The sequence below is a fragment of the Pseudomonas sp. GW821-FHT09C08 genome (genome assembly GCF_059418125.1).
Genome location: NZ_JBWKPG010000008.1, coordinates 238,564 through 262,862, shown reverse-complemented (window position 1 = coordinate 262,862; position 24,299 = coordinate 238,564). Strand labels below are relative to the sequence as shown.

General features: G+C 60.1%; 29 protein-coding genes, 1 tRNA gene and 1 pseudogene. 13 read left to right on the top strand and 18 right to left on the bottom strand.

Annotation, left to right across the window (positions count from 1 at the left end; genetic code table 11):
- Positions 1 to 4: 4 nt before the first annotated feature.
- The 4 genes from AC07OJ_RS25460 to AC07OJ_RS25445 all read right to left on the bottom strand — a co-directional run bounded on the left by AC07OJ_RS25460 (position 5) and on the right by AC07OJ_RS25445 (position 1,890).
- Positions 5 to 256, bottom strand: coding sequence for a hypothetical protein (locus AC07OJ_RS25460; protein WP_495095422.1), 252 nt, complete (start codon positions 254 to 256; stop codon positions 5 to 7).
- Between the two features lie 77 nt (positions 257 to 333).
- Positions 334 to 513: a hypothetical protein gene (locus AC07OJ_RS25455; protein WP_495095421.1), complete on the bottom strand. Its 180-nt coding sequence runs from the start codon at positions 511 to 513 to the stop codon at positions 334 to 336.
- Positions 514 to 594: 81 nt separating this feature from the next.
- Complete coding sequence (locus tag AC07OJ_RS25450) at positions 595 to 1,530, bottom strand: hypothetical protein (protein WP_495095420.1); 936 nt, start codon at positions 1,528 to 1,530, stop codon at positions 595 to 597.
- A gap of 126 nt (positions 1,531 to 1,656) precedes the next feature.
- The gene (locus AC07OJ_RS25445) at positions 1,657 to 1,890 is read right to left on the bottom strand and encodes a hypothetical protein (protein WP_495095419.1); all 234 of its coding nucleotides are present in this window, start codon (positions 1,888 to 1,890) and stop codon (positions 1,657 to 1,659) included.
- Positions 1,891 to 1,962: 72 nt separating this feature from the next.
- Here AC07OJ_RS25445 and AC07OJ_RS25440 point away from each other — a divergent pair.
- Positions 1,963 to 2,866: pseudogene (locus tag AC07OJ_RS25440) on the top strand (DNA cytosine methyltransferase).
- Between the two features lie 47 nt (positions 2,867 to 2,913).
- On the opposite strand, the gene AC07OJ_RS25435 reads toward AC07OJ_RS25440, so the two are convergent.
- On the bottom strand, positions 2,914 to 3,663 hold the full coding sequence (locus AC07OJ_RS25435; RefSeq protein WP_495095418.1) for a DUF8608 domain-containing protein: 750 nt from the start codon (positions 3,661 to 3,663) through the stop codon (positions 2,914 to 2,916).
- Between the two features lie 112 nt (positions 3,664 to 3,775).
- On the opposite strand from AC07OJ_RS25435, the gene AC07OJ_RS25430 reads away from it, so the two are divergent.
- On the top strand, positions 3,776 to 3,955 hold the full coding sequence (locus tag AC07OJ_RS25430) for a hypothetical protein (protein WP_495095417.1): 180 nt from the start codon (positions 3,776 to 3,778) through the stop codon (positions 3,953 to 3,955).
- Between the two features lie 245 nt (positions 3,956 to 4,200).
- The gene (locus AC07OJ_RS25425; RefSeq protein WP_495095416.1) at positions 4,201 to 4,923 is read left to right on the top strand and encodes a hypothetical protein; all 723 of its coding nucleotides are present in this window, start codon (positions 4,201 to 4,203) and stop codon (positions 4,921 to 4,923) included.
- On the opposite strand, the gene AC07OJ_RS25420 is transcribed toward AC07OJ_RS25425, so the two are convergent.
- Complete coding sequence (locus AC07OJ_RS25420) at positions 4,859 to 5,854, bottom strand: hypothetical protein (protein ID WP_495095415.1); 996 nt, start codon at positions 5,852 to 5,854, stop codon at positions 4,859 to 4,861. The two genes, AC07OJ_RS25425 and AC07OJ_RS25420, sit on opposite strands and share 65 nt — an antisense overlap.
- Positions 5,855 to 6,207: 353 nt before the next feature.
- Here AC07OJ_RS25420 and AC07OJ_RS25415 point away from each other — a divergent pair, with 353 nt between their 5' ends.
- From AC07OJ_RS25415 to AC07OJ_RS25400, 4 genes are all read left to right on the top strand, one after another.
- A complete protein-coding gene (locus AC07OJ_RS25415; RefSeq protein WP_495095414.1) occupies positions 6,208 to 6,393 on the top strand; it encodes a hypothetical protein in 186 nt (61 codons plus the stop codon).
- A gap of 70 nt (positions 6,394 to 6,463) precedes the next feature.
- The gene (locus AC07OJ_RS25410) at positions 6,464 to 6,685 is read left to right on the top strand and encodes a hypothetical protein (protein ID WP_495095413.1); all 222 of its coding nucleotides are present in this window, start codon (positions 6,464 to 6,466) and stop codon (positions 6,683 to 6,685) included.
- Positions 6,686 to 6,687: 2 nt separating this feature from the next.
- Positions 6,688 to 6,930 (top strand): DUF4224 domain-containing protein, encoded by a 243-nt coding sequence (locus AC07OJ_RS25405; RefSeq protein WP_495095412.1) that lies wholly within the window; start codon positions 6,688 to 6,690, stop codon positions 6,928 to 6,930.
- Between the two features lies 1 nt (position 6,931).
- A complete protein-coding gene (locus AC07OJ_RS25400; RefSeq protein WP_495095411.1) occupies positions 6,932 to 7,981 on the top strand; it encodes a tyrosine-type recombinase/integrase in 1,050 nt (349 codons plus the stop codon).
- A gap of 115 nt (positions 7,982 to 8,096) precedes the next feature.
- Here AC07OJ_RS25400 and AC07OJ_RS25395 read toward each other — a convergent pair.
- Positions 8,097 to 8,187, bottom strand: a tRNA-Ser gene (locus tag AC07OJ_RS25395).
- Between the two features lie 152 nt (positions 8,188 to 8,339).
- Between AC07OJ_RS25395 and AC07OJ_RS25390 the strand changes: the two genes are divergently transcribed.
- Positions 8,340 to 9,011, top strand: coding sequence for a Bax inhibitor-1/YccA family protein (locus tag AC07OJ_RS25390; protein ID WP_065907428.1), 672 nt, complete (start codon positions 8,340 to 8,342; stop codon positions 9,009 to 9,011).
- A 63-nt stretch (positions 9,012 to 9,074) separates the two neighbouring features.
- On the opposite strand, the gene murB is transcribed toward AC07OJ_RS25390, so the two are convergent.
- The 8 genes from murB to AC07OJ_RS25350 form a co-directional block, all read right to left on the bottom strand.
- The gene (gene murB / locus AC07OJ_RS25385; protein WP_495095410.1) at positions 9,075 to 10,094 is read right to left on the bottom strand and encodes a UDP-N-acetylmuramate dehydrogenase; all 1,020 of its coding nucleotides are present in this window, start codon (positions 10,092 to 10,094) and stop codon (positions 9,075 to 9,077) included.
- Positions 10,091 to 10,555, bottom strand: coding sequence for a low molecular weight protein-tyrosine-phosphatase (locus AC07OJ_RS25380; protein WP_106803449.1), 465 nt, complete (start codon positions 10,553 to 10,555; stop codon positions 10,091 to 10,093). Before AC07OJ_RS25380 ends, murB begins: the two co-directional genes overlap by 4 nt.
- A complete protein-coding gene (kdsB, locus tag AC07OJ_RS25375) occupies positions 10,555 to 11,319 on the bottom strand; it encodes a 3-deoxy-manno-octulosonate cytidylyltransferase (RefSeq protein WP_106803448.1) in 765 nt (254 codons plus the stop codon). Before kdsB ends, AC07OJ_RS25380 begins: the two co-directional genes overlap by 1 nt.
- Positions 11,316 to 11,501, bottom strand: a complete 186-nt coding sequence (locus AC07OJ_RS25370) for a Trm112 family protein (protein WP_003174668.1) — start codon at positions 11,499 to 11,501, stop codon at positions 11,316 to 11,318. Before AC07OJ_RS25370 ends, kdsB begins: the two co-directional genes overlap by 4 nt.
- Before the next feature lie 23 nt (positions 11,502 to 11,524).
- Positions 11,525 to 12,535, bottom strand: a complete 1,011-nt coding sequence (gene lpxK, locus AC07OJ_RS25365) for a tetraacyldisaccharide 4'-kinase (RefSeq protein ID WP_065907436.1) — start codon at positions 12,533 to 12,535, stop codon at positions 11,525 to 11,527.
- Entirely contained in the window at positions 12,535 to 12,963 is a 429-nt protein-coding gene (locus AC07OJ_RS25360; protein WP_495095409.1) for an ExbD/TolR family protein, read from the bottom strand. Before AC07OJ_RS25360 ends, lpxK begins: the two co-directional genes overlap by 1 nt.
- Positions 12,960 to 13,595, bottom strand: coding sequence for a MotA/TolQ/ExbB proton channel family protein (locus AC07OJ_RS25355; RefSeq protein ID WP_065907440.1), 636 nt, complete (start codon positions 13,593 to 13,595; stop codon positions 12,960 to 12,962). Before AC07OJ_RS25355 ends, AC07OJ_RS25360 begins: the two co-directional genes overlap by 4 nt.
- An 87-nt stretch (positions 13,596 to 13,682) precedes the next feature.
- Positions 13,683 to 15,908 (bottom strand): DNA internalization-related competence protein ComEC/Rec2, encoded by a 2,226-nt coding sequence (locus tag AC07OJ_RS25350; RefSeq protein WP_495095408.1) that lies wholly within the window; start codon positions 15,906 to 15,908, stop codon positions 13,683 to 13,685.
- Between the two features lie 135 nt (positions 15,909 to 16,043).
- Here AC07OJ_RS25350 and AC07OJ_RS25345 point away from each other — a divergent pair, with 135 nt between their 5' ends.
- Entirely contained in the window at positions 16,044 to 16,559 is a 516-nt protein-coding gene (locus AC07OJ_RS25345) for a DUF2062 domain-containing protein (RefSeq protein WP_065907443.1), read from the top strand.
- 3 nt (positions 16,560 to 16,562) lie between these two features.
- Here the strand turns inward: AC07OJ_RS25345 and AC07OJ_RS25340 are convergent, their stop codons facing one another.
- Together AC07OJ_RS25340 and AC07OJ_RS25335 are read right to left on the bottom strand one after the other, a co-directional pair.
- Positions 16,563 to 17,933 (bottom strand): sensor histidine kinase, encoded by a 1,371-nt coding sequence (locus AC07OJ_RS25340; protein WP_495095407.1) that lies wholly within the window; start codon positions 17,931 to 17,933, stop codon positions 16,563 to 16,565.
- A complete protein-coding gene (locus AC07OJ_RS25335) occupies positions 17,920 to 18,648 on the bottom strand; it encodes a response regulator transcription factor (RefSeq protein ID WP_201145150.1) in 729 nt (242 codons plus the stop codon). The genes AC07OJ_RS25340 and AC07OJ_RS25335 overlap by 14 nt, the downstream gene beginning before the upstream one ends.
- A gap of 205 nt (positions 18,649 to 18,853) precedes the next feature.
- On the opposite strand from AC07OJ_RS25335, the gene AC07OJ_RS25330 reads away from it, so the two are divergent.
- The 4 genes from AC07OJ_RS25330 to AC07OJ_RS25315 all read left to right on the top strand — a co-directional run bounded on the left by AC07OJ_RS25330 (position 18,854) and on the right by AC07OJ_RS25315 (position 23,655).
- The gene (locus AC07OJ_RS25330) at positions 18,854 to 21,607 is read left to right on the top strand and encodes a response regulator (protein WP_495095406.1); all 2,754 of its coding nucleotides are present in this window, start codon (positions 18,854 to 18,856) and stop codon (positions 21,605 to 21,607) included.
- A 145-nt stretch (positions 21,608 to 21,752) separates the two neighbouring features.
- Positions 21,753 to 22,742 (top strand): 2-hydroxyacid dehydrogenase, encoded by a 990-nt coding sequence (locus AC07OJ_RS25325; RefSeq protein WP_201145152.1) that lies wholly within the window; start codon positions 21,753 to 21,755, stop codon positions 22,740 to 22,742.
- A gap of 71 nt (positions 22,743 to 22,813) precedes the next feature.
- Positions 22,814 to 23,254: a hypothetical protein gene (locus AC07OJ_RS25320; protein WP_032880639.1), complete on the top strand. Its 441-nt coding sequence runs from the start codon at positions 22,814 to 22,816 to the stop codon at positions 23,252 to 23,254.
- Entirely contained in the window at positions 23,251 to 23,655 is a 405-nt protein-coding gene (locus AC07OJ_RS25315) for an META domain-containing protein (RefSeq protein WP_065907455.1), read from the top strand. The genes AC07OJ_RS25320 and AC07OJ_RS25315 overlap by 4 nt, the downstream gene beginning before the upstream one ends.
- A 140-nt stretch (positions 23,656 to 23,795) precedes the next feature.
- On the opposite strand, the gene AC07OJ_RS25310 is transcribed toward AC07OJ_RS25315, so the two are convergent.
- Positions 23,796 to 24,257, bottom strand: a complete 462-nt coding sequence (locus AC07OJ_RS25310) for a TlpA disulfide reductase family protein (protein ID WP_106803443.1) — start codon at positions 24,255 to 24,257, stop codon at positions 23,796 to 23,798.
- Between the last annotated feature and the right edge of the window lie 42 nt (positions 24,258 to 24,299).

Sequence of the window (24,299 nt, the reverse complement as noted above, 5' to 3'; positions counted from 1 at the left end):
TTAATTAGTATCCCCGCTTGACCTCTCTTTGGAATCCGCCGCCCGGCCCGGATGGATAGAGACTGAAAGACGCGATGTTCGCATTCAGAAAATCTTTTATAGCCTCCACCTCTTCCATCGAAGATCCGGGTGTCACCTCGAAGACTGCGGGGTGATTTGGCATACCTTCAATCAAAGCATCTACCCACATCTGAATGTTTGGTGTTCCACCTTCTTGCTCGCAGACAGTAAATGTGACGCCTGTTGAATTGATCATCTTCTGCTCCTTGATCCGGCTCCATGCCGGTCACCCGTAATACCCCATATCAACGAAAACACCAACACCTGAACAAGTCACCGGCTGTTGAGGATGTCCTCAACATTGCTCGCGTGGCTACTGGCGGATTCCGCTGCCGAGTAAGCATCATCGGCAATGTCCCGGGCATCCATGGCGTAGTAGGCAGACACTCCCGCCAAAGTCAGCGTGAGCAAGTTGGTGGCAATCAGAATTTTGAGCAGCTTGTTCGTTTCCATACCGGCTCCTTTGCGACTCGCACCAATACCCCATATCGACGACTCACGCCAGCCGTAAGGCGGCGTCTAAAGAACTATGAATCAAATCAAATATTCATCGTATTTCGTCGGAAGTAAGGCCACTTCACCCCATCCAATATTTTTCACACTCAACCCTCCGCCATTCACACTAATTTTTCCGTAAAAAATGGCAAACCGACCAATCGATTGAGTATTAAGATCATGAAGATCAGCCTCGCGTTGTGAAATCATGATAGAGAAGTCCCCGTATCCGTTCTTTGCTTTAAAAGCCAACTTAACAAATCGGGTGCTCTGCGGGTACTTACCTGGCTCCCAAATGCTAACGATTCTACCAAATCCAAGAATTGGACTACTGGTAATAGAATCAAGCGTGTTCACGTTACGGAGAGCGTCGAAGAGTAGTTGGGCGTGCTGCTGCTCTGGAAAAACATAGTATCTATAAAGGTTTTGATCAAAGTTTGTGCATAGCCCTCGTACCGTTGTGAGAGTGCTTGGAAGATTAAATTTTTCTCCACGATGGCGTCCTATTGCAACCTCAGAGACTTCACCTTGCTCATCTTCAACAGCCGTCTGATCATATTCTTTGGCTTCTCTATCGGGGGAAACCGGCTTTTCTTTCAGAAAACCTTTTACGATCACTAGCTTCCCATCAACAATTGCCTGACTTGCCTCTTCTTCAGTAAGGTATTTTTTGCCCTCCGCCGGCTTTGTTCTTAACCCGCACTCCGTTTTAATATTTCTGCGATGCGCATAGTAGGCGTTACGCCCATTTTTGTTAGCTTCAACTTCTACCGGCGACCTAAACAACGGGCAGGTACATTCAGGACAGAATATCTCGCCCTTCATTTCTTTTTGATACTCAGATACCAGCACCGGTTTGCCGGTAAGCCTCAGCACCGACTCATTTGCGACCTTAAATATCCAGCCAGGTAAATGTAATGCGTGCTTGATCCGGTTGCGGTCCCAGTCCGTTCCTATCTTTTTGCTACCTGCCATTACGACGCTCCTATGTCGATATAGGCTTTGTAACTACACGAAGTAGCGGCACATTGCCACCCTAAGGCACCGAAACATCGCCGCCCAGGCATGACCAGTCAAGGATTCCCCATGGCTACAGAAGGTCTATAGGTCTGCGCCAGCAATCAGTCTGGTCCCAACCTCGCGCCCAGCAACCTGCGCCAGGCCACGGTCAACATAGGTACGGTCCCCCGCAACAACCGGCACCACCATATCACCACCGCACTTCACCTCGACGTAGATACGCCAGGTCTCCCGGCCTTCCTCGTTCTTGTCGCACTCCATGTAGTTCCAAACCTGAAAGCCTTCGATCTCATCGTAAATATCGTGCTTTGTCATGGTCCAGCCCATTTAGAGGAAGGGGCCATCGTAGCACCACACCGCCCGGGCATGGCCCGGCAGGGACTCCCCATGCTCACAGCAATTGACTTGTTTTCCGGCTTCGGCGGATGGACCCGGGGCGGGAAAGACGCCGGCCTCAACGTCCTCTGGGCAGCCAACCACTGGCCATCCGCCGTGGAGTGGCACACCAGGAACAACTTGGAGACGCAGCACGTCTGCCAGGACTTGCACCAGGCCGATTGGTCGCAGGTGCCAAAGCATGACGTGATGCTGGCCTCTCCTTGCTGCCAGGGCCACACCAAGGCGCGCGGCAAGGCGTCAGGCAACCCGCAGCACGACAACTCGCGCTCGACGGCCTGGGCGCCAGTGGCGAATGCAGAGGTCAACCGACCAGACTTTGCAATCATCGAGAACGTGCCGGAGTTCATGGACTGGATTCTCTACCCGGCCTGGGCCGACGCGATGCAGCGCCTGGGTTACTCGCTGGCTCCGCACATCGTGGACTGCGCCGACCTCGGCGTTCCCCAGCACCGGGTGCGTCTATTCATGGTCTGTTCCCGCAGCAAGGCTCCACTTAACCTGCAGCTCCAGCAGCATCAGCATGTGCCCGCCAGCGAGATTATCGACTTCAACGCCGGCAAGTGGTCGCCGATCATCAAGCCAGGTCGTACCGAGTCGACGCTGACCCGCGTGAAGAATGGCCGGGAGCGGTTCGTGATGCCTTTCCGGGTCTGGGCTCACCGGCCGCAGTCTGGACCGCCCGATCGGCACCATTACTACTTTGGACCGATGGGCCGTGGTCGACGGTGACCGGATGCGCATGATCACTGCCGATGAGGCCATGACCGCGCAATCCTTCCCGAAAGACACGCAGCGCCCGGACAACCATCGGCTGACTATGCACATGACTGGCAACGCAGTACCACCGCTGGCTGGTCAGCGTGTCATTGAGGCGCTTACGGCTGCTGCTTAGTCTCCGTACTAGCTTGGGCAAAAGTAAAGTGAGGGTGCATTCTCTATTTATACCGGTCCTTTAGCGTTATTAATCGCTGCGGCAAGCTCATGAAGTTCTCGGCGTCGATTACTGAATAGCTCCTCCAATAAAAGCTCCATAATTTCGAACGCTTGCAACGCCTGCTCATTTCCTATCGCATCTCCCGGGTGACTCCCATGGTTACCCAACCACCTTAATGCATCAAACAAAACAGTAGCTTGCTGTCGATCAGCAGGAAGCAGATCAATCCGCCGTTTAAAGCCAAGCCGTTCGCCGCTTTCAACCCTGATTTCAGGTATACCAAGCGAAGTAAGAATTTCTTCAGCAGCAATACGAATGTTATTACAACATGCGGATGGGTTAGAAAAGTAAGTGCTGGAAGCTTTCCTTAGTGATAAAACGACATCCTCTGGGGTATTCGCTGCATAATCGATTATCTGGAGCGGGGGCTGAAAGAATTTTGGCGTGTACGATTCAATGATTTCACGACCCCATCCATTGGGACTGCTCTCATCATCATAATAGAACTCACTTACTCGCCCTTCACCCACAACAAACACACTTTCTTCGCAATTGCCACAACGCACAGTACAGGAAAAGTTAAGCTGAACATGATCAGCCTCAAACCACTCTTCGCCATGAAGGCCTCTAGTTTCGACTGACTCCTCCGACAATAGCTCTCCATGAAGCTTTAATATCCCAGTAGAGCATGACGGGCACCGATATGGGTGCACAGCATTAGCATTAAAACCTCGCACATACAATTCTTTATTCAAAATACTCTCCAACTCAAAGAATGAAAAACACTCTAGTATAAACAGATCTTACCCCTGCCTGAAATTGCCCCATCCCTTCAAAGTTAGCCGCTATAGCGACAAGGACGAAGTCATGCCTGAACAAAAGATTACGTTCGTCAACTGCGAACCCGCCAAGTGCGGCTGCAAGATGGAATTCAGCTCTGGCGGCGGGCACTACTCCGACGTGCTTTACGTCACTCCGTGTGAGGCGCACAGCGGCAGCAAGTCGTTCGGGCCGGTCGAGGTGAAGCGCGATGCAGGCGGCTGGTGATATCACCCGAACATTCCAAGCTTTGGCCAAGGCGAAGACCCGGCCCCCGACATTACCTGGGTCAAGGAACACGGACTGGAGCTGAAAGGCTGGCACTCTGGCGACGAACTCAAAGATCTACCTGACGATGATGCTGCGCGCACCGCCTGGAATCCCGAATCGCCAGGGCCTGAATGGTTCCTGATGGGGATCTTCGATACGGATGACGGACCGTATGTTCAGTGGGAGCGCCGGGAGGTGAAGCCGTGAGCCAGATCAAAGAACGCCCCATCCTGTTCTCGGCGCCGATGGTGCGCGCCATCCTGGAAGGCCGGAAGACGGTCACGCGGCCGCCAGTGAAAGATTTCCAAGTCCCTACCGAGGACACTGCCATTCCGACTGGCGATCGTCATCGCTGGAGCGCAATAGGCCAGCGTGACCCGCGCTATGGCTTCTGCGTGTTTGGCTCGACAGAAGCAGAGTGCGCAAAGGAACTGGAAGTGTACGCACCTTGCCCCTACGGCAAGCCCGGCGACCGGCTTTGGGTGCGAGAGACCTGGGCAGCGGACGCACAGGTTGATGCAGTCGCACCGCGGGACCTGAGCCAAGGCGAGCCCATCCATTACCCGGCAGATGGGGAGGTTCGGCAGACCGGGTGCGCGATGATCACTCCAGAGAAGCGCCGCCCACCCATCCACATGCCCCGCTGGGCCTGCCGCATCCTGCTGGAGGTCATCGCCGTTCGCATCAAGCGCCCGCAGGACATCACCGAGGACCAGGCGCAGGCGGAAGGGATTGGCCACCATGAGTTCGGGCATGAGCGACCGTGCGAGCCGAACGGGTACCCATCCTGCAACTGCGACAGCCTCTCCTACATCGATTCCTTCCAGCAGGCGTGGTCATCATTGGGTGGCGAATGGAACTCTAATCCTTGGGTGTGGGTTGTTGAATTCCGAAGAATAGACACTTACGAAAATATGATTCAATAAATTCATCGTTTCCAGCGACTACTGCGCCAGCGACATCGTCCTCAAGGATTTTAAAAGCAATAACTCTCAAAAATTCAAACATCTTCTCACTCAGTGATGAAACCTCTCCCACCAAAGACTTACTGACGGGTGCCCCGTGCGTAACCTGCGAGCGGACGGCATAAACCTTTTTCATAAATTGATAGTTTGATTCCATTTCAACCGGACTACCGCCAACAAAAAAAGAAACTCGCTCGGACAGGCGATGTGTCAGTTCAGTGGTTGTTGTAGAGAAAAGACTCTCTAGAGCGCTACACATTTGCGAGATTTTCATTGCGGGTGCAGAAGCACACCGTCCTATGTAGACGAAGTTTAAAAACCTAGCAAACCTAGTCACTGTTTTCTCTACCACCGGCTGGATAATAGAATATCCAGTGTCATTGAGTCGAGTACGCAACAGAAGGCTGCTAGACGCCCACAAATTAAGCTCATCGCAATCGAACTTAACAACCGCGCGTCTGGATCCATTAGCGGTCGACGCTTGAGAATATAGGTTGTTGTTTGCCCAGCTAACAGTTCCTAGTTCTCTCAAACGACAGTATGCGATTTCACAAATAAAACAGTTATCTTTGACAAGCCAAGAATCTTGAAGTGCCCACTCCACAAATATCATCCACAAGTGAAGTACCTGGTCAGCACTTAGATCATCATCCCAATTATTCAAGTCTTCAGTTTCGCAAATTACTAGATGATTTGCATTGGAGAAATAATTTGACTCTATAATTCCGGCAAACAACTCAAAATCGGATGGGAGGTGCCGCGCTATATTCTCCGGACCAACCACTAGACTCACAGTTGGCATTAGCTTGTAGATCCCTGGTGGCGCGTCAATATTCAACCACCTCAACGTAGTGATAAGAAAAATATCCCTCACAAGCTTTCCCTCTTCCAAACCAGTCACTCCTTCGCTTTAAAACGTTAAACCATGTTCACACAGCTATAGACAAGTTGGCGAGAAAATCCCATGTCGAGAACAAACGCGGCACCGGCATGCGCGCCATCTGCAACAAGACGGAATGCCAAGAACATGGCTGCCAGGGTGGTGGCTGCTCACGAACCGCCGAAGACTACCGAATCCAGCAGTTGCACAAATCGCGAGCGGAGGCAAAGCCATGATCGCCACCCTTTGGTTCGCCTACGTCTTCATCTACAAGGGGCCTAGGCGGTGAATGCCAACTGCAAATAGTCGGGAAACCGTCAGTTCGCCGCGTTGAACATAGGGGCTCATCACACTAGGAGTACCTCATGAAAAACTTTGCAGAAGCAGTCATTGCCATTGCCCCTGTGGCCAGCCGCAAATCCAGAAATCGCTTCTTCCGCGACTACGACAGATGGACTAACCGCCTGCTTATGCGGCGCCTCATCAACCTTCACGAGCGTCAGGATCTGCGTAAGCAAATCGCAGAGGCCTATTTAGCCTCCTTGATGTAACAACCCCCACTAAAGCCTGCCGCCTAGCGGCAGGCCCACCTTCTGCCGCCCGGCGCGGCAAGGACACCACATGTTCGCTATTAAACTCACCCTGATCCTGCTGGGCGCTTTGCTGTACCTGGTCGGCAGCGGCTACTGGTTCTTTTGGATCGGCCCATGCCTTCTTGAGTACGGCGAAACAGCCGACATCCTCTACGCCTTCGCCGGCACCTGCGGCTGGCTGCTGATCACATTCGGTTTCATCATCCACATCATCAAGACAGCGCGGCCCACGGCGGCCGGCAGGAGGTAAGCATGCAAGCAGAGATCCTGTCGGACGACGAACTCGCCGAGATCACCGGCTACAAGCAGCGTGCACACCAGCGAAAATGGCTGAAGGATCGAAACTGGGTATTCATCGAGAGCCGCGGCGGCCGCCCGCTGGTTGGCCGGATGTTCGCCCGCATGAAACTGGGCATGGTGAACGCCACAATCGCAGACCCAAACCCGCCGCCGGCGCGCCTGGCTTGGACACCTGACTTCTCCAGGGTGAACTGATATGCGCCCCCGTAATACTGAATACCGCCACCTCCCGCCGCGCATGTACAAACGCACCAGGAAGCGTAAGAACGGCACTACCTGGACCGCCTTCTACTACAGGGATGCCTCCGGCGAGGACATCCCCCTTGGTAAGGACCTGGACAAAGCTCGACTCAAATGGGCAGAACTGGAGGCTAAAGATAAACCTGGTGATCTGACCATCATGAAAGGCATCTTTGACCGCTATGTTCGCGATGTCATTCCGAAAAAGGGTGCTCGGACACAGACCGACAACCTGGCAGAGCTCAAACAACTCAGGCCAACGTTCGATAGCGCTCCCATTGACTCGATCACGCCAGCCAATATCGCCGGCTATCGCGATGCCCGAACGGCCAAGGTTCGAGCCAATAGGGAGATCGCCCTTCTGTCACATGTGTTCAATATGGCTCGCGAGTGGGGGCTCACCGAGCGGGAGAACCCTTGCCAAGGCGTAAGGAAAAATAAAGAAGTCCCGCGCGACTACTACGCCAACGCGGTGGTTTGGGATGCGGTTTACGGGATGGCAGAACCTGAACTGAAGGAAGCCATGGATCTTGGCTACTTAACCGGCCAGCGGCCAGCTGACGTGATCATCATGCGCAGCGATGACACTGAGGGCGATTACTTCCTGGTCACGCAAGGGAAAACCGGGCAGAAACTGAGGATCCTGATGCGCACAGAATCGGGGGAAAACAGTCTTGGTAAATTGGTCAGGGAGATAACTGAAAGGAATGTCGGCCATCCATCCAAGTACCTGCTGATCAACAGGCATGGAAAGCGGATGACGAAAGGGATGCTGCGCTTGCGCTGGGAAAAGGCAAGGGAGAAGGCTCGACTGAAGGCAATCGACCAGGGCGACCCACTGCTTGCAGCCAAGATCGCCGGGTTTCAGTTTCGGGATATTCGGCCTAAAGCGGCGTCGGAAATCCTCGATATCGGGGATGCAAGCCTGCTGCTGGGGCACAGCAAGCAGGAAATCACGAAGAGGGTTTACGGGAGGATTGGAGCGACCGCGAAGCCTTCAAAGTAGGAAAGTTATGGAACACTTCCACAATAGTAATGGAACGCCTGCGAAAATCGGTGACGAAATCCCCGTACCCCAGAAACACAAAAGCCCCGCAATCGCGGGGCTTTCGTTTGAATCTTGGCGGGAAACCAGGGATTCGAACCCTGGAGACGCTATTAACGTCCGCCGGTTTTCAAGACCGGTGCATTCAACCACTCTGCCAATTTCCCTTGTGCATCACAGGATTATAGTAGCCTATCCCGTCTCAGCGGGCGCCATAATACCCGAATGAAACACACTGTCAAACTCTCGCCATCGCTTGTTACAGAGCGTCTGTTATGATCTTTGCGACTGAACGTTTCAAAACCGAAGGAGTGTCGCCATGCGCGAACAGAATTACGCAGTGAATGGTAACGCGCAGGCTGAGCAGCTTGAAGTCAGCCGCGTGTTGCGCAACACCTATGGCTTGCTTGCCCTCACCCTCGCCTTCAGCGGCGTGATGGCGTTCGTGGCCCAACAGATGCGCGTCGGCTACCCGAACATCTTTGTCGTGCTGATCGGCTTCTATGGTCTGTTCTTCCTGACCAACAAGCTGCGTGACTCGGCCTGGGGCCTGGTGTCGGCGTTTGCCTTGACCGGTTTCATGGGCTTTATCCTCGGCCCGATCCTCAACCGTTACCTCGGCATGGCCGGCGGCGCGGAAGTGGTCAGCTCGGCGTTTGCCATGACGGCCCTGGTGTTTGGTGGTCTGTCGGCCTACGTGCTGATTACCCGCAAGGACATGAGCTTCCTGGGTGGCTTCATCACCGCGGGCTTCTTCGTACTGCTGGCCGCCGTGCTCGCCAGCATGTTCTTCCAGATCAGCGGCCTGCAACTGGCGATCAGCGCAGGTTTTGTGCTGTTCTCCTCGGTGTGCATCCTGTTCCAGACCAGCGCCATCATCCACGGCGGTGAGCGCAACTACATCATGGCGACCATCAGCCTGTATGTGTCGATCTACAACCTGTTTATCAGCCTGTTGCAGATCTTCGGCATCATGAGCCGCGATGACTGATTCATCCGCGCAATAAAAAATGCCCCGTATCGAAAGATACGGGGCATTTTTGTTTTCAGCGGTTCAGTACTGGTTGGGTTCCATTTCCAGGTCGACCTTGAAGCGCTCGGCGATATCCTGCTGGATACGCCTGGCCAGGTTGGCAATGTCGTGCCCTGACGCAGCGCCATAGTTGACCAGCACCAGCGCCTGCAACTTGTGCACGCCCGCATCGCCTTCGCGAAAGCCCTTCCAGCCTGCCTTGTCGATCAGCCAGCCGGCGGCGAGTTTCATCTGCCCATCGGCCTGGGGATACGCCACCAGGTCCGGATACAGCTCCTGCAGTTGCGCAGCCAGCGCCTGGGACACCAACGGGTTCTTGAAGAAGCTGCCGGCATTGCCAAGTTCCGCCGGGTCCGGCAGTTTCTCGCGACGAATGCTGCAGATTGCCCGACTGACATCACTTGGCGTCGCCTCGGTGATGCCCTGCCCGGCCAGGCGCTGCTGCACCGGGCCGTAGTCGAGCTTGAGGTGGCTGGCGCGACTCAGGGCAAAGCGCACCCGCAGGATCAGCCAGCGCCCGGTCTCGTGCTTGAACAGGCTGTCGCGGTAGGCAAAGTTGCACTCTGGCAGGCTGAAATCGCGCAGCTCGCCCGTGTGCCGGTCCAGGGCAGTCAGGCCGGCGAATACGTCCTTGATCTCTACACCGTAGGCACCGATGTTCTGCATGGGGGCAGCGCCCACCGTACCAGGGATCAGGCTGAGGTTTTCCAGGCCGCAGAAGCCCTGCGCCAGGGTCCACAGCACGAATGGGTGCCAGCCTTCGCCCGCTTCGGCTTCAACCACCACCTGCACGCCGTCATCGCTGAGCACACGGATGCCTTGGGTGGCCATACGCAGGACCAGTGCAGGAATATCCTGGGTCAGCAGCAGGTTGCTGCCGCCACCGATGACCAGCACCGGCAATGCCTTTGCGGCGCCGTAGGCCAGGGCCTCGCGCACATCGTCGTCGCTGTGCGCTTCGGCGAACAGTTGGGCACGCACATCAATGCCAAAGCTGTTGAATGGCTTGAGCGATACCTGCGAAAGCACCTGCAAGGTCATAACCGCCCCTTCAATTCGATCACCAATAAGTCACAGGCTCGCTCGATCAGGTCCAGCACCCGCTCGAAGCCTTGCTCGCCTTCGTAGTAAGGGTCTGGCACTTCATCGACTTCAGCCTCGAAGCGGCGCAGGAACAGGTCCAGCTCGGCCTTGCCCTGCGCTGGCTGCAGGGCCTTGAGGTTGCGCAGGTTGCTGTTGTCCATCGCGAGGATCAGGTCATAGCGCGCAAAGTCGGCACGTGATACCTGCTGGGCACGCTGCGCCGACAGGTCGTAGCCGCGAACCAACGCTGCACGCTGGCTGCGCTGGTCGGGCGGGTTGCCGATATGCCATTCACCGGTACCGGCCGAGGCCACTTCCACCTGCCCCGCCAGCCCGGCTTCGCGCAATTTATGGCGCAGCACACCTTCGGCAGTCGGCGAGCGGCAGATATTGCCCAGGCAGACAAACAGAACTTCCATCAAGCCCCCAGCAGGCGCCGGACGCGCTCAAGGTCTTCCGGGGTATCGACGCCGGCAGGAGGCGCTTCCAGGGCATCGCCCACGTGAATACGCACGCCGTGCCACAGGGCACGCAGTTGTTCCAGCGATTCGGTGTTTTCCAGCCAGCACGGCCCCCAACTGACGAAGTCATGCAGGAAGCCGGCGCGATAGGCGTAGATGCCGATATGGCGGCGATACGGCACGCCTTGCGGCAACACGTCAGGCTGCTTGGCAAAGGCATCGCGGGCCCACGGCAAGGTCGAACGGCTGAACGTCAGCGCCAGGCCGTTGATGTCACTGACCACCTTGACCACATTGGGGTTGAACAGTGTGTCGATGTCTTCGATCGGCTCCGCCAGCGTGGCCATGCGCGCTTCGCCATGGGCGGCCAGGTTGGCGGCCACCTGATCGATCACGCTCGGCGGGATCAGCGGCTCGTCCCCCTGCACGTTGACTACGATCGCATCCGGGGCCAGGCCCAGCTGGGTGGCCACTTCAGCCAGGCGGTCGGTGCCGGAGTTGTGGTCCTCGCGGGTCAGCACCGCTTCGGCGCCGAAACCTTTGCAGGCGTCGATGATGCGTGGATCATCGGTAGCCACCACCACGCGCTCGGCGCTGCTCTTGCAGGCCTGCTCCCACACCAGCTGGATCATCGGCTTGTGGCCGATCAGTTGCAGCGGTTTGCCCGGCAGACGGGTCGAGGCGTAGCGCGACGGAATGACAACGGTAAAGGCTGTGGTCATTTATCCAGGCGCTCGTCGGTGGTCAGGGTGCGGGCTTCGCTTTCCAGCATCACCGGGATGCCATCACGGATCGGGTAAGCCAGGCCGGCGCCTTTGCTGATCAGCTCGGTTTTGTCGGCGCTGAGCTTGAGCGGGCCTTTGCAGATCGGGCAAGCGAGGATGTCGAGCAATTTGGTGTCCATGAGTGTTTCCTGGATAGCAGCGTTTAAGGCAAGAGACGAGCGGGCAGCAGACGCATCAACTGCGTGTCGAACCAGGCGACGAACGCTGGCGACGGCACGGCATCCACTGCAAGGTACCACCAGTCTGGCCGTGCAAAGGCGCGGCACTTCACCGCGTCCTTCTCGGTCATGACCAGCGGCAATGACGGCGTAAAGTTCAGGACCTCGGCGCTGTAGGGCGCGTGGTCGGCAAAAGCATGGGGTATTGGCTGCCAGTGTAGCGTTTCAAGGGTATTGAAGAAACGTTGCGGGTTGCCGATGCCGGCGACCGCGTGTACCTGCTGGCCCGCCGGGAAGTAATCGACCGGCTGGCGCTCGCCGCTCTGCAGGTTGACCAATGCGCTGGGTTGCAGGCGAAAGGCGAAGCCGTCCTCACGGTCCGAGACGGCGCCGTTGTACAGCAACGCATCGACACTCTGCAGGCGCTCCACCGGCTCGCGCAACGGTCCGGCCGGCAGGCAGCGGCGATTGCCCAGGCCACGGGCGGCGTCGATCAGTACCAGTTCCAGGTCACGGGCCAGGCGGTAATGCTGCAGGCCGTCGTCGGAGAGGATCAGGTCCAGGGTTTCACTCGCCAGCAGGGCCCGGACCGCGCGACTGCGGTCGGGGTCGATCATCAATGGGACACCGCAGCGCTGCACGATCAACAGCGGCTCATCACCTGCCACGTCGGCGCTGTGGCTGGCCTCGACCCGCCACGGCAACTGCGGCGGCTTGGCACCATACCCACGACTGACCACGCCAACGCGCAAACCGCTGCGCCGGCAGTGTTCGATCAGCCACAGGATCAACGGCGTCTTGCCGGTGCCACCCACGGTGATATTGCCGACCACCACCACCGGCACAGGCGACTGGTAGATCTCGCCCTCGCCCGCCAGGAATCGCGCACGCTTGCGCTGCACCACGCGGCGATACAGGGATTCCAGCGGCCGCAACAAGGCGAGCGCCGGATGGCCGGTGTACCAGGCCTTGAGCAAACGATCGGACATGGCCATCAGGGTTGGCTCGCCGCCTCGACAGTGGTCATGCGCAGATGGCTGAAGCCGAGCTTGCCGGCCGCGTCCATGGCGGTGATCACGGCCTGGTGCTGGGTCTTGCCGTCTGCACTGATCGAAAGCGGCATCTTGGTATCACCGCCGGATTCCTTCTGCAGCGCGTCCATCAGGCTGTTGAGGTCGTTTTTCTCGAGCAACTGGTTATTCACCGAGAACACCCCGTCGGCGCTGATGGCGATGTCGAGCTGCTTGACCTCCTGGTCTTCGGCCGGCGAACCGCTCACGGCTTCCGGCAGGTCGACACGCAGCTGGGTTTGCCGGGTGAACGTGGTGGTGACGACAAAAAACAGCAGCAGGATGAACACCACGTCGATCAGCGACGCGAGGTTGATATCGACATTTTCCCGTTGCTTGCGGCGAAATTTCACGCTCTGCCCTCGACCAGGTCCACATCACGGTCGCCCTGCACCACTTCCACCAACTTGATGGCTTCCTGCTCCATGCCAACCACCAGTTCATCGATGCGGCGTTGCAGGAAGCGATGGAAGAACACCGAAGGAATACCGACCATCAGGCCTGCGGCCGTGGTGATCAAGGCCTTGGAAATACCACCGGCCAGCACCGCGGCGTTGGTGGTCATGCCCGAGCCCATGAACGAGCTGAAAATATCGATCATGCCCAATACCGTGCCCAGCAGCCCCAGCAACGGCGCCATGGCGGCGATGGTGCCGAGGGCGTTGATATAGCGTTCCAGTTCATGGATGACGCGGGCCGCGGCTTCCTCGATGCACTCCTTCATGATCTCGCGACCATGCTTGGAGTTGGCCAGGCCCGCGGCGAGGATCTCACCCAGCGGCGAGTTGGCCCGCAGCTCCTTGAGCTTGTCCTTGTCCAACTGTTTGTTCTTGATCCAGCCCCAGACCTGCCCCAGCAGATGCTCGGGGGTGACGCGACTGGCGCGCAGGGTCCACAGGCGTTCGGCGACGATGCCGAGTGCGGCGATGGAACTCATGATGATCGGCAACATCATCCAGCCGCCGGATTTGACCAATTCCCACACAGTGAATGTCCCCTCGAAAAAGTGCGCCACTTTACCATATAGGTTCGCCGGCGGGGTCCGCCGGCCATGCAGCGGTCGACGGTACGATCAGGGTAACCCCTCGCGCCAGAACCGGCGTTGACTGCGCGCAACAACCGGTGCTGCAAAGGCCCCCAGCTGCAGGCGCACGGCCCCCTGCTCGGCACTATCGTAGACCTGGCTGCCCAGCGCCTGATAGCGCTGCAGCACCTGCGGATGGGGATGGCCGAACGCGTTGCCACGCCCCCGCGATATCAGCACCGAACCGGGTGCCAATCGTTGCAGGAAGGCCTTCGACGACGAACTGCGGCTGCCATGGTGGGGCGCTTGCAGCCAATCGGTCGGCACGGCCAGCGGCGAAGCGAGGAAAGCCTGTTCGGCGGCGCGATCAATGTCGCCGGTGAGCAACAGGCGCTCGCCATTCGCCTGCACCTGCAGCACGCAGGACTTCGCGTTACCGTTGTCGGCGCCTGACCATTGCCACAGCTCGAATGAAACACCGTCCCACTGCCATTGCTTACCGCTGACGCAAGGCTGGGTGCCGAGGAACGCCGGCAGGCCTTCGACTTCACCGCCCACCACACGCTGGATCGGCATGCCCCCGGCAATCGCCGCCGCGCCGCCCGCGTGATCCGCATCGGCATGGCTGAGCAACATCATGTCGAGCCTGTCGACCCCGAACTTTCGCAGCGACGGCAGCACCACCCGCGCGCCCAGGTCAAATGTTCCGGTACGCGGGCCGGCATCGTAGAGCAAGGTGTGATGGCGGGTTCGCAGGATCAGGGATTGCCCCTGCCCGACATCCAGCTGAACCACGTCCACCTGCCCATGGGGCACCCGCTCCTGCGGCGGAAACACGGCAAGCAGCAGCATCGGCAACCCCAGCAGGCGCAACGGCACACCGTTGGGCAACAACAGCAGCACCGTGCCCAGCAGGCTCAACCACCAGTAACCCAGCGGCACCTCGGCCGGGACCCACGCCGGCAGCAGTCCGGCGAGCCAGGCCAGGCCCTCGAACAGCCCGGCCAATGCACCGCCGGCCAGCCACAACAGGCTCTCCCCCAACCACGGCAACGGCAGCAAGGCAGTCCCCAGCAAGGCCAGCGGCAATACCACCAGGCTGATCCAGGGCACCGCCACCAGATTGGCCAACGGTGCACTCAGGCTGATCGGCAACCCCAGCACCAGCAATACCGGAAACAGGCCGATGGCGATCAGCCACTGCGGTCGGATCCATGCCTGCCACACACTCCAGGGCCCCAGCCGCCCGGCGAAGGCCAGGATCAGCACCGCCACCGCGGCAAAGGACAACCAGAAGCCTGGCTGCAAACTGGCCAATGGCTCCAGGATCAGCACGCCATCAAGCGCCAGCAACAATGGCCACCAGACCCCCAGGTGACGAAAGCGCAAACGCCACACCAGCACCAACCCGACCATCACACACGCACGCTGGACCGGCACGCCGAACCCTGCCAGCAGGCCGTACCCCAGGGCTGCGCCGAATGCCAGGCCGCACGCCCATGGCAGCCACGGCCAGGTGCGCGGCCAGCACCCGTAGCGCGCCAACCCGGCGATCAGTCCGTAGACCAGCCCCGCCAGCAGGCCGATATGCTGGCCGGAAATCACCAGCAGGTGCACGGTGCCGGTAGCCTGCAAGACCTGCCAATCTTCGGCCGCCAACCCCGAACCGTCGCCCAGCACCAACGCGGCCAGGCCCGCCTCGCGACCTTGGGCATCCACCGCCATCAGGCGTTGGCGCACGCTGTCGCGCCAGGCATTGCGCGCCGGCGCCAGGCGCTCGCCGTCCTTCACCGACGCGGTGGCACCGATGCGCTGGGCCAACAGCCAGGCCTCTTGATCGAACCCATGAAAATTCAGCAGGCCCGAGGGCCGCTTGAGGCTGACTGCCAGGCGCCAGCGCTCGCCACTGCGCACCTCGGGCCCGCCCCGCCAGGACACGCGAATACGCTTGGGCAGCCGCGCCTTTCGCGAGCGGCTGTCGGTCAGTTCAAAACGTACGCCCTCGCCGGTTCGTTGCGGTAACCCGGTGATCCGCCCTTCGACCCAGCGGGTCTGGCCGTCCAGCGCCGGGTCGAGACGATTATCCAGGGCCGATTGCGCGCTGAGGCAAGCCCAGCTCAAACCGAACAGGAAGAACGCCAGCGGGTAGGTGCGAAACGGCAACAGCATCAGCGCCACCACCAGCAGCATCACCAGCCATCCCGTCGACGGCAACGCCGGTAACCAACGCAAGGCCAGTAACCCCAGCGCCAGCGCAAACATCCCTGTCTTCATGAATCATCCTTTGCAAGTGATCCACTCAGTCTTAGCGGGTTGCCGGGCAGCGCCTATGATGTTTTGTCACAAAGTCTGAATTTTCTGTTTATAGAATGCGGGCATACTTGCCACTCGAACTGACCTGGACCCCTTATGCCCCGGCGCTTATTCAAACGGTACATGCCCGACCCGACCAGTATCAGGGAACACAAGTCATTACAGTTTCTCGGCACGCTGCTGCATGACCCGAACCTCTGGCACCTGAACCGGCACTCGGTGGCCCGGGCCATGGCGGTCGGCCTGTTCGCGGCCTTTATCCCGATCCCGTTGCAGATGCTGCTCGCGGCCATCCTGGCGATTACGGTGCGCGGCAATATGCCCATCGCCGTCAGCCTGGTGTGGCTGACCAACCCGATCACCATGCCGGTGGTGTTTATCTGCACCTACCTGACCGGTGCGTGGTTGATGAATGTACCGCCACGCAGCCTGCCCGATGACCTCACCTGGGAATGGATCAGCAGCCAACTGAGTACCTTGTGGCAGCCCTTCCTGCTGGGTTCGGTGGTATTGGGGCTGGTGTTGGGGGCGCTGGCCTATTGCCTGACCATGCTCTATTGGCGCTGGTGGGTGGCGCACCAATGGAAGAAACGCAAACAGCGTCGCGCGTGAGGGTCAGCGCGCCCGCAGACGCAGGTGCACGCGCAGGCCGCTGCCGGTGTTTTCCGCCCACAGGCTGCCTTCCTGGCGCTGCACGGCGTTGCGCGCGATGCTCAAGCCCAGGCCGAAGCCACCGTCGCCGGGGCGTGAACCGTCCAGGCGGGTAAAGGGCGCGAAGATTCGCTCCAGGTCCTGCTCGTCGATCCCCCCGCCCTGATCTTCGAGCCAAAGGTGCCAGTACTCGCCATCACGCTGCCCGTCCAGGCTGACAATACCGTCCACTGGCGAATGCCGGATGGCATTGCGCAGGATATTTTCCAGGGCCTGGGCCAGGGTATTCAGGTTGCCACGCACCCAGCAATCGGCGCCCAGCAGACACGGCAGGCGCGACGGCGACCAGTCACTTTCAAAGCACGCGTTTTCGCGCAACATGTCCCACAGCGCCTGGAGCTGGATGTCTTCCTGCGGCAACGGCGCCCGCTCGGTGTCCAGCCAGGCCAGTTGCAGGCTGTCTTCCACCAGGCGCTGCATGGCGTCAATCTCGCGGCCGAGTCGCTCGCGCAGTTGCGCCAGGTCCTGCTCACTGTCACAGGCCACGCGCAGGCGGCTTAACGGGGTGCGCAGTTCATGGGACATGTCTCGCAGCAATTGCTGCTGCAGTAGCACGGTCCCTTGCAAGCGCTCGGACATCTGGTCGAAAGCCCGGCCCAGCTCGCCCAATTCATCCTGACGGCTGGTGGCCGCGTGGGACAGCCGCGTATTCAACTGATCGGCACGCCAGGCATTGGCCTGCTCGCGCAGTTGGTTGAGCGGCATGATCAGCAGCCGGTACAAGCCCACACACAGCAGCAAGGTAAACAGGCCGGGGATCACGCCGTTGGTCACCACCCGCCAGAACAGTTGATAACGCCCCGGCACGAAGCGCTGCGGCAACTCGATCACCAGAGAGCCGGCGTTGGGATCCACGGGGAATGGGATTTTCAACCACGGCAGGCCTTTGACATGCCGGCTGACCGGCCATTCCAGGCCACGCAGGAAAGTCAGGCGCTGGCTTTCCTTGACCGTCAGCGGCTTGCTGCTCAGCGATTGCAAGTCGTTGCCGATCACACCGACCCAGGTCGACTCGCGCTTGGCCATGACCTGCAACCACGCGTCCACTCCGGCACGTCCCTGGGTACTCCAGGCCAGCTCGGCGCCTGCCGCGTAGCCCTTGAGAATTTCGCGGGGTTCCTCGGCCAGATAGGCATTCTGCTCTTCCATGTAGCGGCCCCAGGACCAACTGAGCCAGATCATCAGCAGACAGAAGGCGATCAGCAGGCAAGCCAATTTCCAGAATAACGAGTGCTTGCCCGGCAACCGCTGCAACGGACGATCAAAGTCCGTCATCAAGAGCACTCAGCACATAACCCTTGCCCCACACCGTGCGCACTTCGCGCTCGGCATAGCCGATGGCCTTGAGCTTGCGGCGGATCTGGCTGATATGCATATCGAGACTGCGGTCGTGAGGCGCATAGCCACGTTGCAGCACATGCTGGTAGAGGAAGGCCTTGCTGAGCACTTCGTCGCCATTGCGGTGCAGGGTTTCGAGCAGGCGGTATTCGCTGCGGGTCAGCCCGGCCCAGTGTTGCTGGTAGAAGACGTCGCACAGTTCATCGTCAAAACGCAGCGTGCGTGCATCATCGCGCGCCAGGGTCAGGCTCGGCAGCGGGCGCCGATCCAAGGCCACTCGGCGCAGGATGGCTTCGATGCGCACGCGCAACTCGATCATGCTGAACGGCTTGGGCAAGTAATCGTCGGCGCCCAGGCGAAAACCACTGACGCGGTCGGCTTCGGCGCCCAGGGCCGACATCAGGATCACCGGGATCGAATGGCTCTGGCGCAGGTGGGTCAGGATCGACAGGCCATCCAGCCCGGGCAGCAGGATATCCATTAACACCACGTCGAACGCCTGGTCGCGGGCCATCTGCAGGCCTTGCTGGCCGTTCTGGCACCAGGTGACCTGGAAACCACAGCGGCCCAGGTGCTCATGCACGTAGGCGCCGAGCACGGGATCGTCTTCGATGGTCAGGATACTGGGTAGGCCAACTGCTGCGGGATTCATTAGCGTCTGCAAGTCATTCTCAATGACTGATTATTCAAGATTACCCCGCGCCAGGCAATCGCCACCCGGCGCCAAATGGCGCGAAGATTGCCGTATGTCATTAATTTGCAAGATTCCTCGCCGTGCAAATGGCTACACTGCGCAAGTGGTGCGGGCCGGATGCCCGTGCAGAAATTCGATAACACTGTGGTAGCAGGAGAGTGGCGTGCTTAGAAGAATGGGGATAAAGGGCCGCGTACTGTTGCTGACCTTATTACCGACCAGCCTGATGGCCTCGTTGTTGGGGGGCTATTTCACCTGGATGCAGCTCTCGGAACTGCAGTCGCAATTGCTGCAGCGCGGCGAAATGATCGCCGAGCAGCTGGCACCGCTGGTGGCACCCGCCCTGAGCGCGCGCAACACGGATCTGCTGGAACGCATTGCCACTCAATCCCTGGAACAGCCGGACGTACGCGCCGTGTCCTTCCTCGCCCCGGACCGCGCGTCCCTCGCCCACGCCGGCCCGACCATGCTCAACCAGCCGCCGGTCGGCAACAGCTCGCACTTGCTGCAGCGCACCGGCAATGACGCCACGCGGTACCTGCTGCCAGTGTTTGGCCGCCATCGCAACCTCGCCGGCGACCTGATTCCCGATGAGGCCGACCGTCTGCTCGGCTGGGTCGAGGTGGAGCTGTCCCACAATGGCATGTTGCTGCGTGGCTACCGCAGCCTGTTCGCCAGCCTGCTGCTGATCGCCATCGGGCTGATCTGCACCGCGGCCCTGGCGCTGCGGATCAGCCGCACGATCAATTCCCCGATCGGCTTGATCAAACAAGCCGTGGCCCAGCTCAAGGACGGCAACCTGGAAACCCGCCTGCCCGCCCTCGGCAGCCAGGAACTGGACCAGCTCGCCTCGGGCATCAACCGCATGGCCGAGACCCTGCAGAACGCCCGGGAAGAGTTGCAACACAGCATCGACCAGGCCACTGAGGACGTGCGCCAGAACCTGGAAACCATTGAAATCCAGAACATCGAGCTGGACCTCGCGCGCAAAGAGGCGCTGGAAGCCAGCCGCATCAAGTCCGAGTTCCTGGCCAATATGAGCCATGAAATCCGCACGCCGCTCAACGGCATCCTCGGCTTTACCCACCTGCTGCAAAAAAGTGAATTGACCCCGCGGCAGCTGGACTACCTGGGCACCATCGAAAAATCCGCCGACAACCTGCTGGGCATCATCAACGAGATCCTCGACTTCTCGAAAATCGAAGCCGGCAAGCTGGTGCTCGACAGTATCCCGTTCAACCTGCGCGACCTGCTGCAGGACACCCTGACCATCCTCGCCCCCGCCGCGCACGCCAAGCAGCTCGAACTGGTCAGCCTGGTGTACCGCGACACCCCGCTGGCACTGGTCGGCGACCCGCTGCGCCTCAAGCAGATCCTGACCAACCTGATCAGCAACGCGATCAAGTTCACCCGTGAAGGCACCATCGTCGCCCGGGCGATGATCGAGGACGAGCAGGAAGACAGCGTGCAACTGCGCATCAGCGTGCAGGACACCGGCATCGGCCTGTCCAACCAGGACGTGCGCGCGTTGTTCCAGGCCTTCAGCCAGGCCGATAACTCGTTGTCGCGCCAGCCCGGTGGTACTGGGTTGGGCCTGGTGATTTCCAAGCGCCTGATCGAGCAGATGGGCGGTGAAATCGGCGTCGACAGCACGCCTGGCGAAGGCTCGGAATTCTGGATCAGCCTCAACCTGCCCAAGACCCGCGACGATGTCGAAGACCTGCCGTGTGCGCCGCTGCTGGGCCATCGCGTGGCTGTCCTCGAAAACCACGAACTGGCGCGCCAGGCCTTGCAGCACCAACTCGAAGACTGTGGCCTGCAGGTCACCCCGTTCAACAGCCTCGAAAGCCTGACCAACGGCATCACCAGCGCGCATCAGACCGACCAGGCCATCGATCTTGCGGTGCTCGGCGTGACCGCCAATGACATTCCGCCGGAACGCCTCAACCAACACCTGTGGGACCTCGAACACCTGGGCTGCAAAGTGCTGGTGCTGTGCCCGACCACCGAGCAGATGCTGTTCAACCAGTCGGTGCCCAACCCCAACAGCCAGTTGCAGGCCAAGCCGGCTTGCACGCGCAAGCTGCGCAGGGCGCTGTCCGACCTGATCAGCCCCCGCCCTTCGCGCAGCGAACCTGGCGAGCCGCTGTCCAGCCGTGCACCGCGCGTGCTGTGTGTGGATGACAACCCGGCCAACCTTTTGCTGGTGCAAACCCTGCTCGAAGACATGGGCGCACGGGTGCGTGCCGTGGAAAGCGGCTATGCGGCCGTCGACGCGGTGAAGCAGGACACCTTCGACCTGGTGCTGATGGACGTGCAAATGCCCGGCATGGACGGTCGCCAGAGTACCGAGGCGATTCGCCAGTGGGAAAGCGAGCGGCACGGTACGCCGTTGCCGGTGGTCGCCCTCACCGCCCACGCCATGGCCAACGAAAAACGCGCGCTGCTGCAAAGTGGCATGGACGATTACCTGACCAAACCCATCAGCGAGCGGCAACTGGCGCAAGTGGTGTTGAAATGGACCGGCCTGGCCCTGCGCAACCAGGGCCCTGAACGCAGCGCCGATGGCCTCGGCCCTCGCGAGCAACTGCCGGTGCTGGACCACGAAGAGGGCCTGCGCCTGGCCGCCGGCAAGACCGACCTCGCCGCCGACATGCTCGCCATGCTGCTGGCGTCGCTGGAAGCCGACCGCCTGGCTATCAACGTCGCCCGTGATGCCAATGACAACAACGCCCTGATCGAACGCGTCCACCGCCTGCATGGCGCCACTCGCTATTGTGGCGTGCCACAGCTGCGCGCGGCCTGCCAACGTGCCGAAACCCTGCTCAAGCAGGACGACGCCAAGGCCATGCACGCGCTGGACGAACTGGACATGGCTATCGCCCGGCTCGCCAGTGAAGCGCGGGTCAGCGCCTGAACACCGCTGTAGGAGCGCGATTGCTGTGACAAGGGAGGTGGCGAGAGCGCTTGCTCGCCACGACAGGCACACCTGCAACACACTTGCTGCAGCAAGTTGCGCCTACGAGCAACGCAACCATTCTACGATCGCAGGGAGCTATTCAATGCGCGTGATTCTTTTCAGCAGCCAAACCTACGACCGCGACAGCTTTCTCGGCGAGCCCTTGCCCGATGGCCTGGAGCTGCAGTTCCAACCGGCCCGGCTCAACCTCGACACCGTGGCCCTGGCCGAACATCACGAAGTGGTCTGCGCATTTATCAATGACGACCTCAGCGCGCCGGTGCTGGAGCAATTGGCCCAGGGCGGCACACGGCTGATCGCCCTGCGGTCGGCCGGCTATAACCATGTGGACCTGCCGGCCGCCCAGCGCCTGGGCCTGACCATCGTGCGTGTGCCCGCCTACTCGCCCCATGCGGTGGCCGAACATGCAGTGGCGCTGATCCTCGCCCTCAATCGCCGCCTGCACCGCGCCTATAACCGCACCCGCGATGGTGATTTCAGCTTGCACGGCCTGACGGGTTTCGACCTGGTGGGCAAGACCGTCGGTGTGGTCGGCACCGGGCAGATCGGCGCCACGTTCGCCAAGATCATGGCCGGCTTCGGTTGCCAGCTGCTCGCCTACGACCCCTTCCCCAACCCGCAGGTCGAGGCGCTCGGCGCCCGCTACGTGAGCCTGCCCGAACTGCTCGCCGAAGCGCAGATCATCAGCCTGCACTGCCCGTTGACTGCCGACAGCAAACACCTGATCAACGCGCGTTCGCTGGCACAGATGCAACCCGGCGCGATGCTGATCAACACCGGTCGCGGTGGCCTGGTCGACACGCCAGCACTGATCGAGGCGCTCAAGGACGGCCAGCTCGGCTACCTCGGCCTGGATGTGTATGAGGAAGAAGCCCAGCTGTTTTTCGAGGACCGCTCCGACCTGCCGCTGCAGGACGATGTACTCGCGCGCCTGCTGACCTTCCCCAACGTGATCATCACCGCGCACCAGGCTTTCCTCACCCGCGAGGCCCTGGCGGCGATTGCTGGCACGACCCTGGCGAACATTGCAGCGTGGGCCGATGGCCGCGCCCAGAACCGTGTCGAAGGATGATCAGCGGTCATATACCAGGCGCATGATCGGCAGGCACCCGTGATAGGATGCCGCGCCTATTTGGAGGATCCATGGCCGAACACGATTTCCGCTTCAGCTTGCTGAGCCCGCAACACACCCTGATCGAATGCCGCGCCCTGGTGCCGGGCCGTTACCAGGTCACCGGCAACGGTGGCTCGATCAAGCACGGCGACGTGCTGATCGTCACCCTGCGAGGCAGCAAAACCCTGTCGATGCGCCTGACCGTCGAAGGTGACGCGCGCTACTCCATCCGCCCGGCAGGCCAGTGGGTCGCCATGGCCCAGGGGCCGAAATTCGGCGAACTGGAAATTCACACCTGGAAGGTCAACTGCGACAGCTGCGACGCCGTGCTGGAGTTTGAATTCGCGGTGGAAACCAAGCTGACCAAAGAGCCGCTGCAACCGGCCGCCAATGCGCGCATCAAGGAACTGGGTTGGGCCAGCGAGGGCGACAAACACCGCTGCCCGAAATGCCAGCAGGCCGCGCAATGAAAGGCCTGCTTCTGCTCGCCGCCCTCGGTGCGGCCCTGACGGGTTGCGCCGGTGACGCGGTCCGGCTCAAGCAGGATCACAGCTATGTAGTGGAGTGGATTGGTGAGCGGCCGCTGATGGATTACGCGCACCTGACCGTCACCCTCGGTGCCGACGGGCGCGCCTACGGCAATGGCGGTTGCAACCACTGGTTTGCGCCGTACACCGTCGACGGCGACAAGCTCAGCTTCGGCAAGATCGGCAGCACCCGCAAACTCTGCGCCGAGGCGCTGATGGAGCAGGAACACCGCTTCTTCCAGGCCCTGCAAGGGGTGCAGCGCTGGGACATCTCGCCGATCGAACAGACGCGCTTCTGGCCAGCCGAGGGCCAGCCCATCCGCCTCTGGCTGGAAGAAGGCTGACCCACTCCATCCAGAGATGGCTGAGGTCTAAATGTGGGAGGGGGCTTGCTCCCGAAGGCAGTGTGTCAGTCAGCACGTGTATTGGCTGAGCCACCGCATTCGGGAGCAAGCCCCCTCGCACATTTGATCGGGGACCGCCTTTAGCCGCGCAGGGCCTTGAGCTTGGCCAATACGCCTTCTGCAGTCTGCTCACCCATCAACTGCTCGCGCACCTTGCCCTTGTCATCGATGATGTAGGTCACCGGCAATGCTTCGCTGCGCGGAATATCGAAGATCCCGTCCGGGTTCTGCGCCAGCACCGTGAACTTGATGCCCAGCTTGTCGCTGGCTTCCTTCAGCTCTGCGCCTTGCACATTGTCGAAGTTGACCCCGAACACACCCACGCCCTGCCCCTTCAACTGCTCCGCCAGGGCGTTGAGTTCAGGGATTTCCGTGCGGCACGGGCCACACCATTCCGCCCAGTAGTTGACCACCAGCCATTGCTTGTCCAGGCGCTCGGCCGCCACCTTCTGGCCGTTCTGGTCAACGCCGTAGTCATTACCGCAGCCGCTGAGCAGCAGGGTTGTGATGATCGCCAATGCACCGATCAGTCGCCTAGTCATGGGGTAATCCTTCGCAAAAATGAACGTAGGCTGCGACCTAAC

What these genes read in the sequence shown, in the direction of transcription:
- AC07OJ_RS25455 (WP_495095421.1), bottom strand. Translation starts at nt 513, where the DNA reads ATGGAAACGAACAAGCTGCTCAAAATTCTGATTGCCACCAACTTGCTC.
- AC07OJ_RS25410 (WP_495095413.1), top strand. Translation starts at nt 6,464, where the DNA reads ATGTTCGCTATTAAACTCACCCTGATCCTGCTGGGCGCTTTGCTGTAC.
- AC07OJ_RS25405 (WP_495095412.1), top strand. Translation starts at nt 6,688, where the DNA reads ATGCAAGCAGAGATCCTGTCGGACGACGAACTCGCCGAGATCACCGGC.
- AC07OJ_RS25340 (WP_495095407.1), bottom strand. Translation starts at nt 17,933, where the DNA reads ATGACGGACTTTGATCGTCCGTTGCAGCGGTTGCCGGGCAAGCACTCG.
- AC07OJ_RS25350 (WP_495095408.1), bottom strand. Translation starts at nt 15,908, where the DNA reads ATGAAGACAGGGATGTTTGCGCTGGCGCTGGGGTTACTGGCCTTGCGT.
- AC07OJ_RS25400 (WP_495095411.1), top strand. Translation starts at nt 6,932, where the DNA reads ATGCGCCCCCGTAATACTGAATACCGCCACCTCCCGCCGCGCATGTAC.
- AC07OJ_RS25380 (WP_106803449.1), bottom strand. Translation starts at nt 10,555, where the DNA reads ATGGAAGTTCTGTTTGTCTGCCTGGGCAATATCTGCCGCTCGCCGACT.
- kdsB (WP_106803448.1), bottom strand. Translation starts at nt 11,319, where the DNA reads ATGACCACAGCCTTTACCGTTGTCATTCCGTCGCGCTACGCCTCGACC.
- murB (WP_495095410.1), bottom strand. Translation starts at nt 10,094, where the DNA reads ATGACCTTGCAGGTGCTTTCGCAGGTATCGCTCAAGCCATTCAACAGC.
- AC07OJ_RS25310 (WP_106803443.1), bottom strand. Translation starts at nt 24,257, where the DNA reads ATGACTAGGCGACTGATCGGTGCATTGGCGATCATCACAACCCTGCTG.
- AC07OJ_RS25370 (WP_003174668.1), bottom strand. Translation starts at nt 11,501, where the DNA reads ATGGACACCAAATTGCTCGACATCCTCGCTTGCCCGATCTGCAAAGGC.
- lpxK (WP_065907436.1), bottom strand. Translation starts at nt 12,535, where the DNA reads ATGGCCATGTCCGATCGTTTGCTCAAGGCCTGGTACACCGGCCATCCG.
- AC07OJ_RS25335 (WP_201145150.1), bottom strand. Translation starts at nt 18,648, where the DNA reads ATGAATCCCGCAGCAGTTGGCCTACCCAGTATCCTGACCATCGAAGAC.
- AC07OJ_RS25445 (WP_495095419.1), bottom strand. Translation starts at nt 1,890, where the DNA reads ATGACAAAGCACGATATTTACGATGAGATCGAAGGCTTTCAGGTTTGG.
- AC07OJ_RS25450 (WP_495095420.1), bottom strand. Translation starts at nt 1,530, where the DNA reads ATGGCAGGTAGCAAAAAGATAGGAACGGACTGGGACCGCAACCGGATC.
- AC07OJ_RS25430 (WP_495095417.1), top strand. Translation starts at nt 3,776, where the DNA reads ATGCCTGAACAAAAGATTACGTTCGTCAACTGCGAACCCGCCAAGTGC.
- AC07OJ_RS25315 (WP_065907455.1), top strand. Translation starts at nt 23,251, where the DNA reads ATGAAAGGCCTGCTTCTGCTCGCCGCCCTCGGTGCGGCCCTGACGGGT.
- AC07OJ_RS25325 (WP_201145152.1), top strand. Translation starts at nt 21,753, where the DNA reads ATGCGCGTGATTCTTTTCAGCAGCCAAACCTACGACCGCGACAGCTTT.
- AC07OJ_RS25345 (WP_065907443.1), top strand. Translation starts at nt 16,044, where the DNA reads ATGCCCCGGCGCTTATTCAAACGGTACATGCCCGACCCGACCAGTATC.
- AC07OJ_RS25415 (WP_495095414.1), top strand. Translation starts at nt 6,208, where the DNA reads ATGAAAAACTTTGCAGAAGCAGTCATTGCCATTGCCCCTGTGGCCAGC.
- AC07OJ_RS25460 (WP_495095422.1), bottom strand. Translation starts at nt 256, where the DNA reads ATGATCAATTCAACAGGCGTCACATTTACTGTCTGCGAGCAAGAAGGT.
- AC07OJ_RS25390 (WP_065907428.1), top strand. Translation starts at nt 8,340, where the DNA reads ATGCGCGAACAGAATTACGCAGTGAATGGTAACGCGCAGGCTGAGCAG.
- AC07OJ_RS25320 (WP_032880639.1), top strand. Translation starts at nt 22,814, where the DNA reads ATGGCCGAACACGATTTCCGCTTCAGCTTGCTGAGCCCGCAACACACC.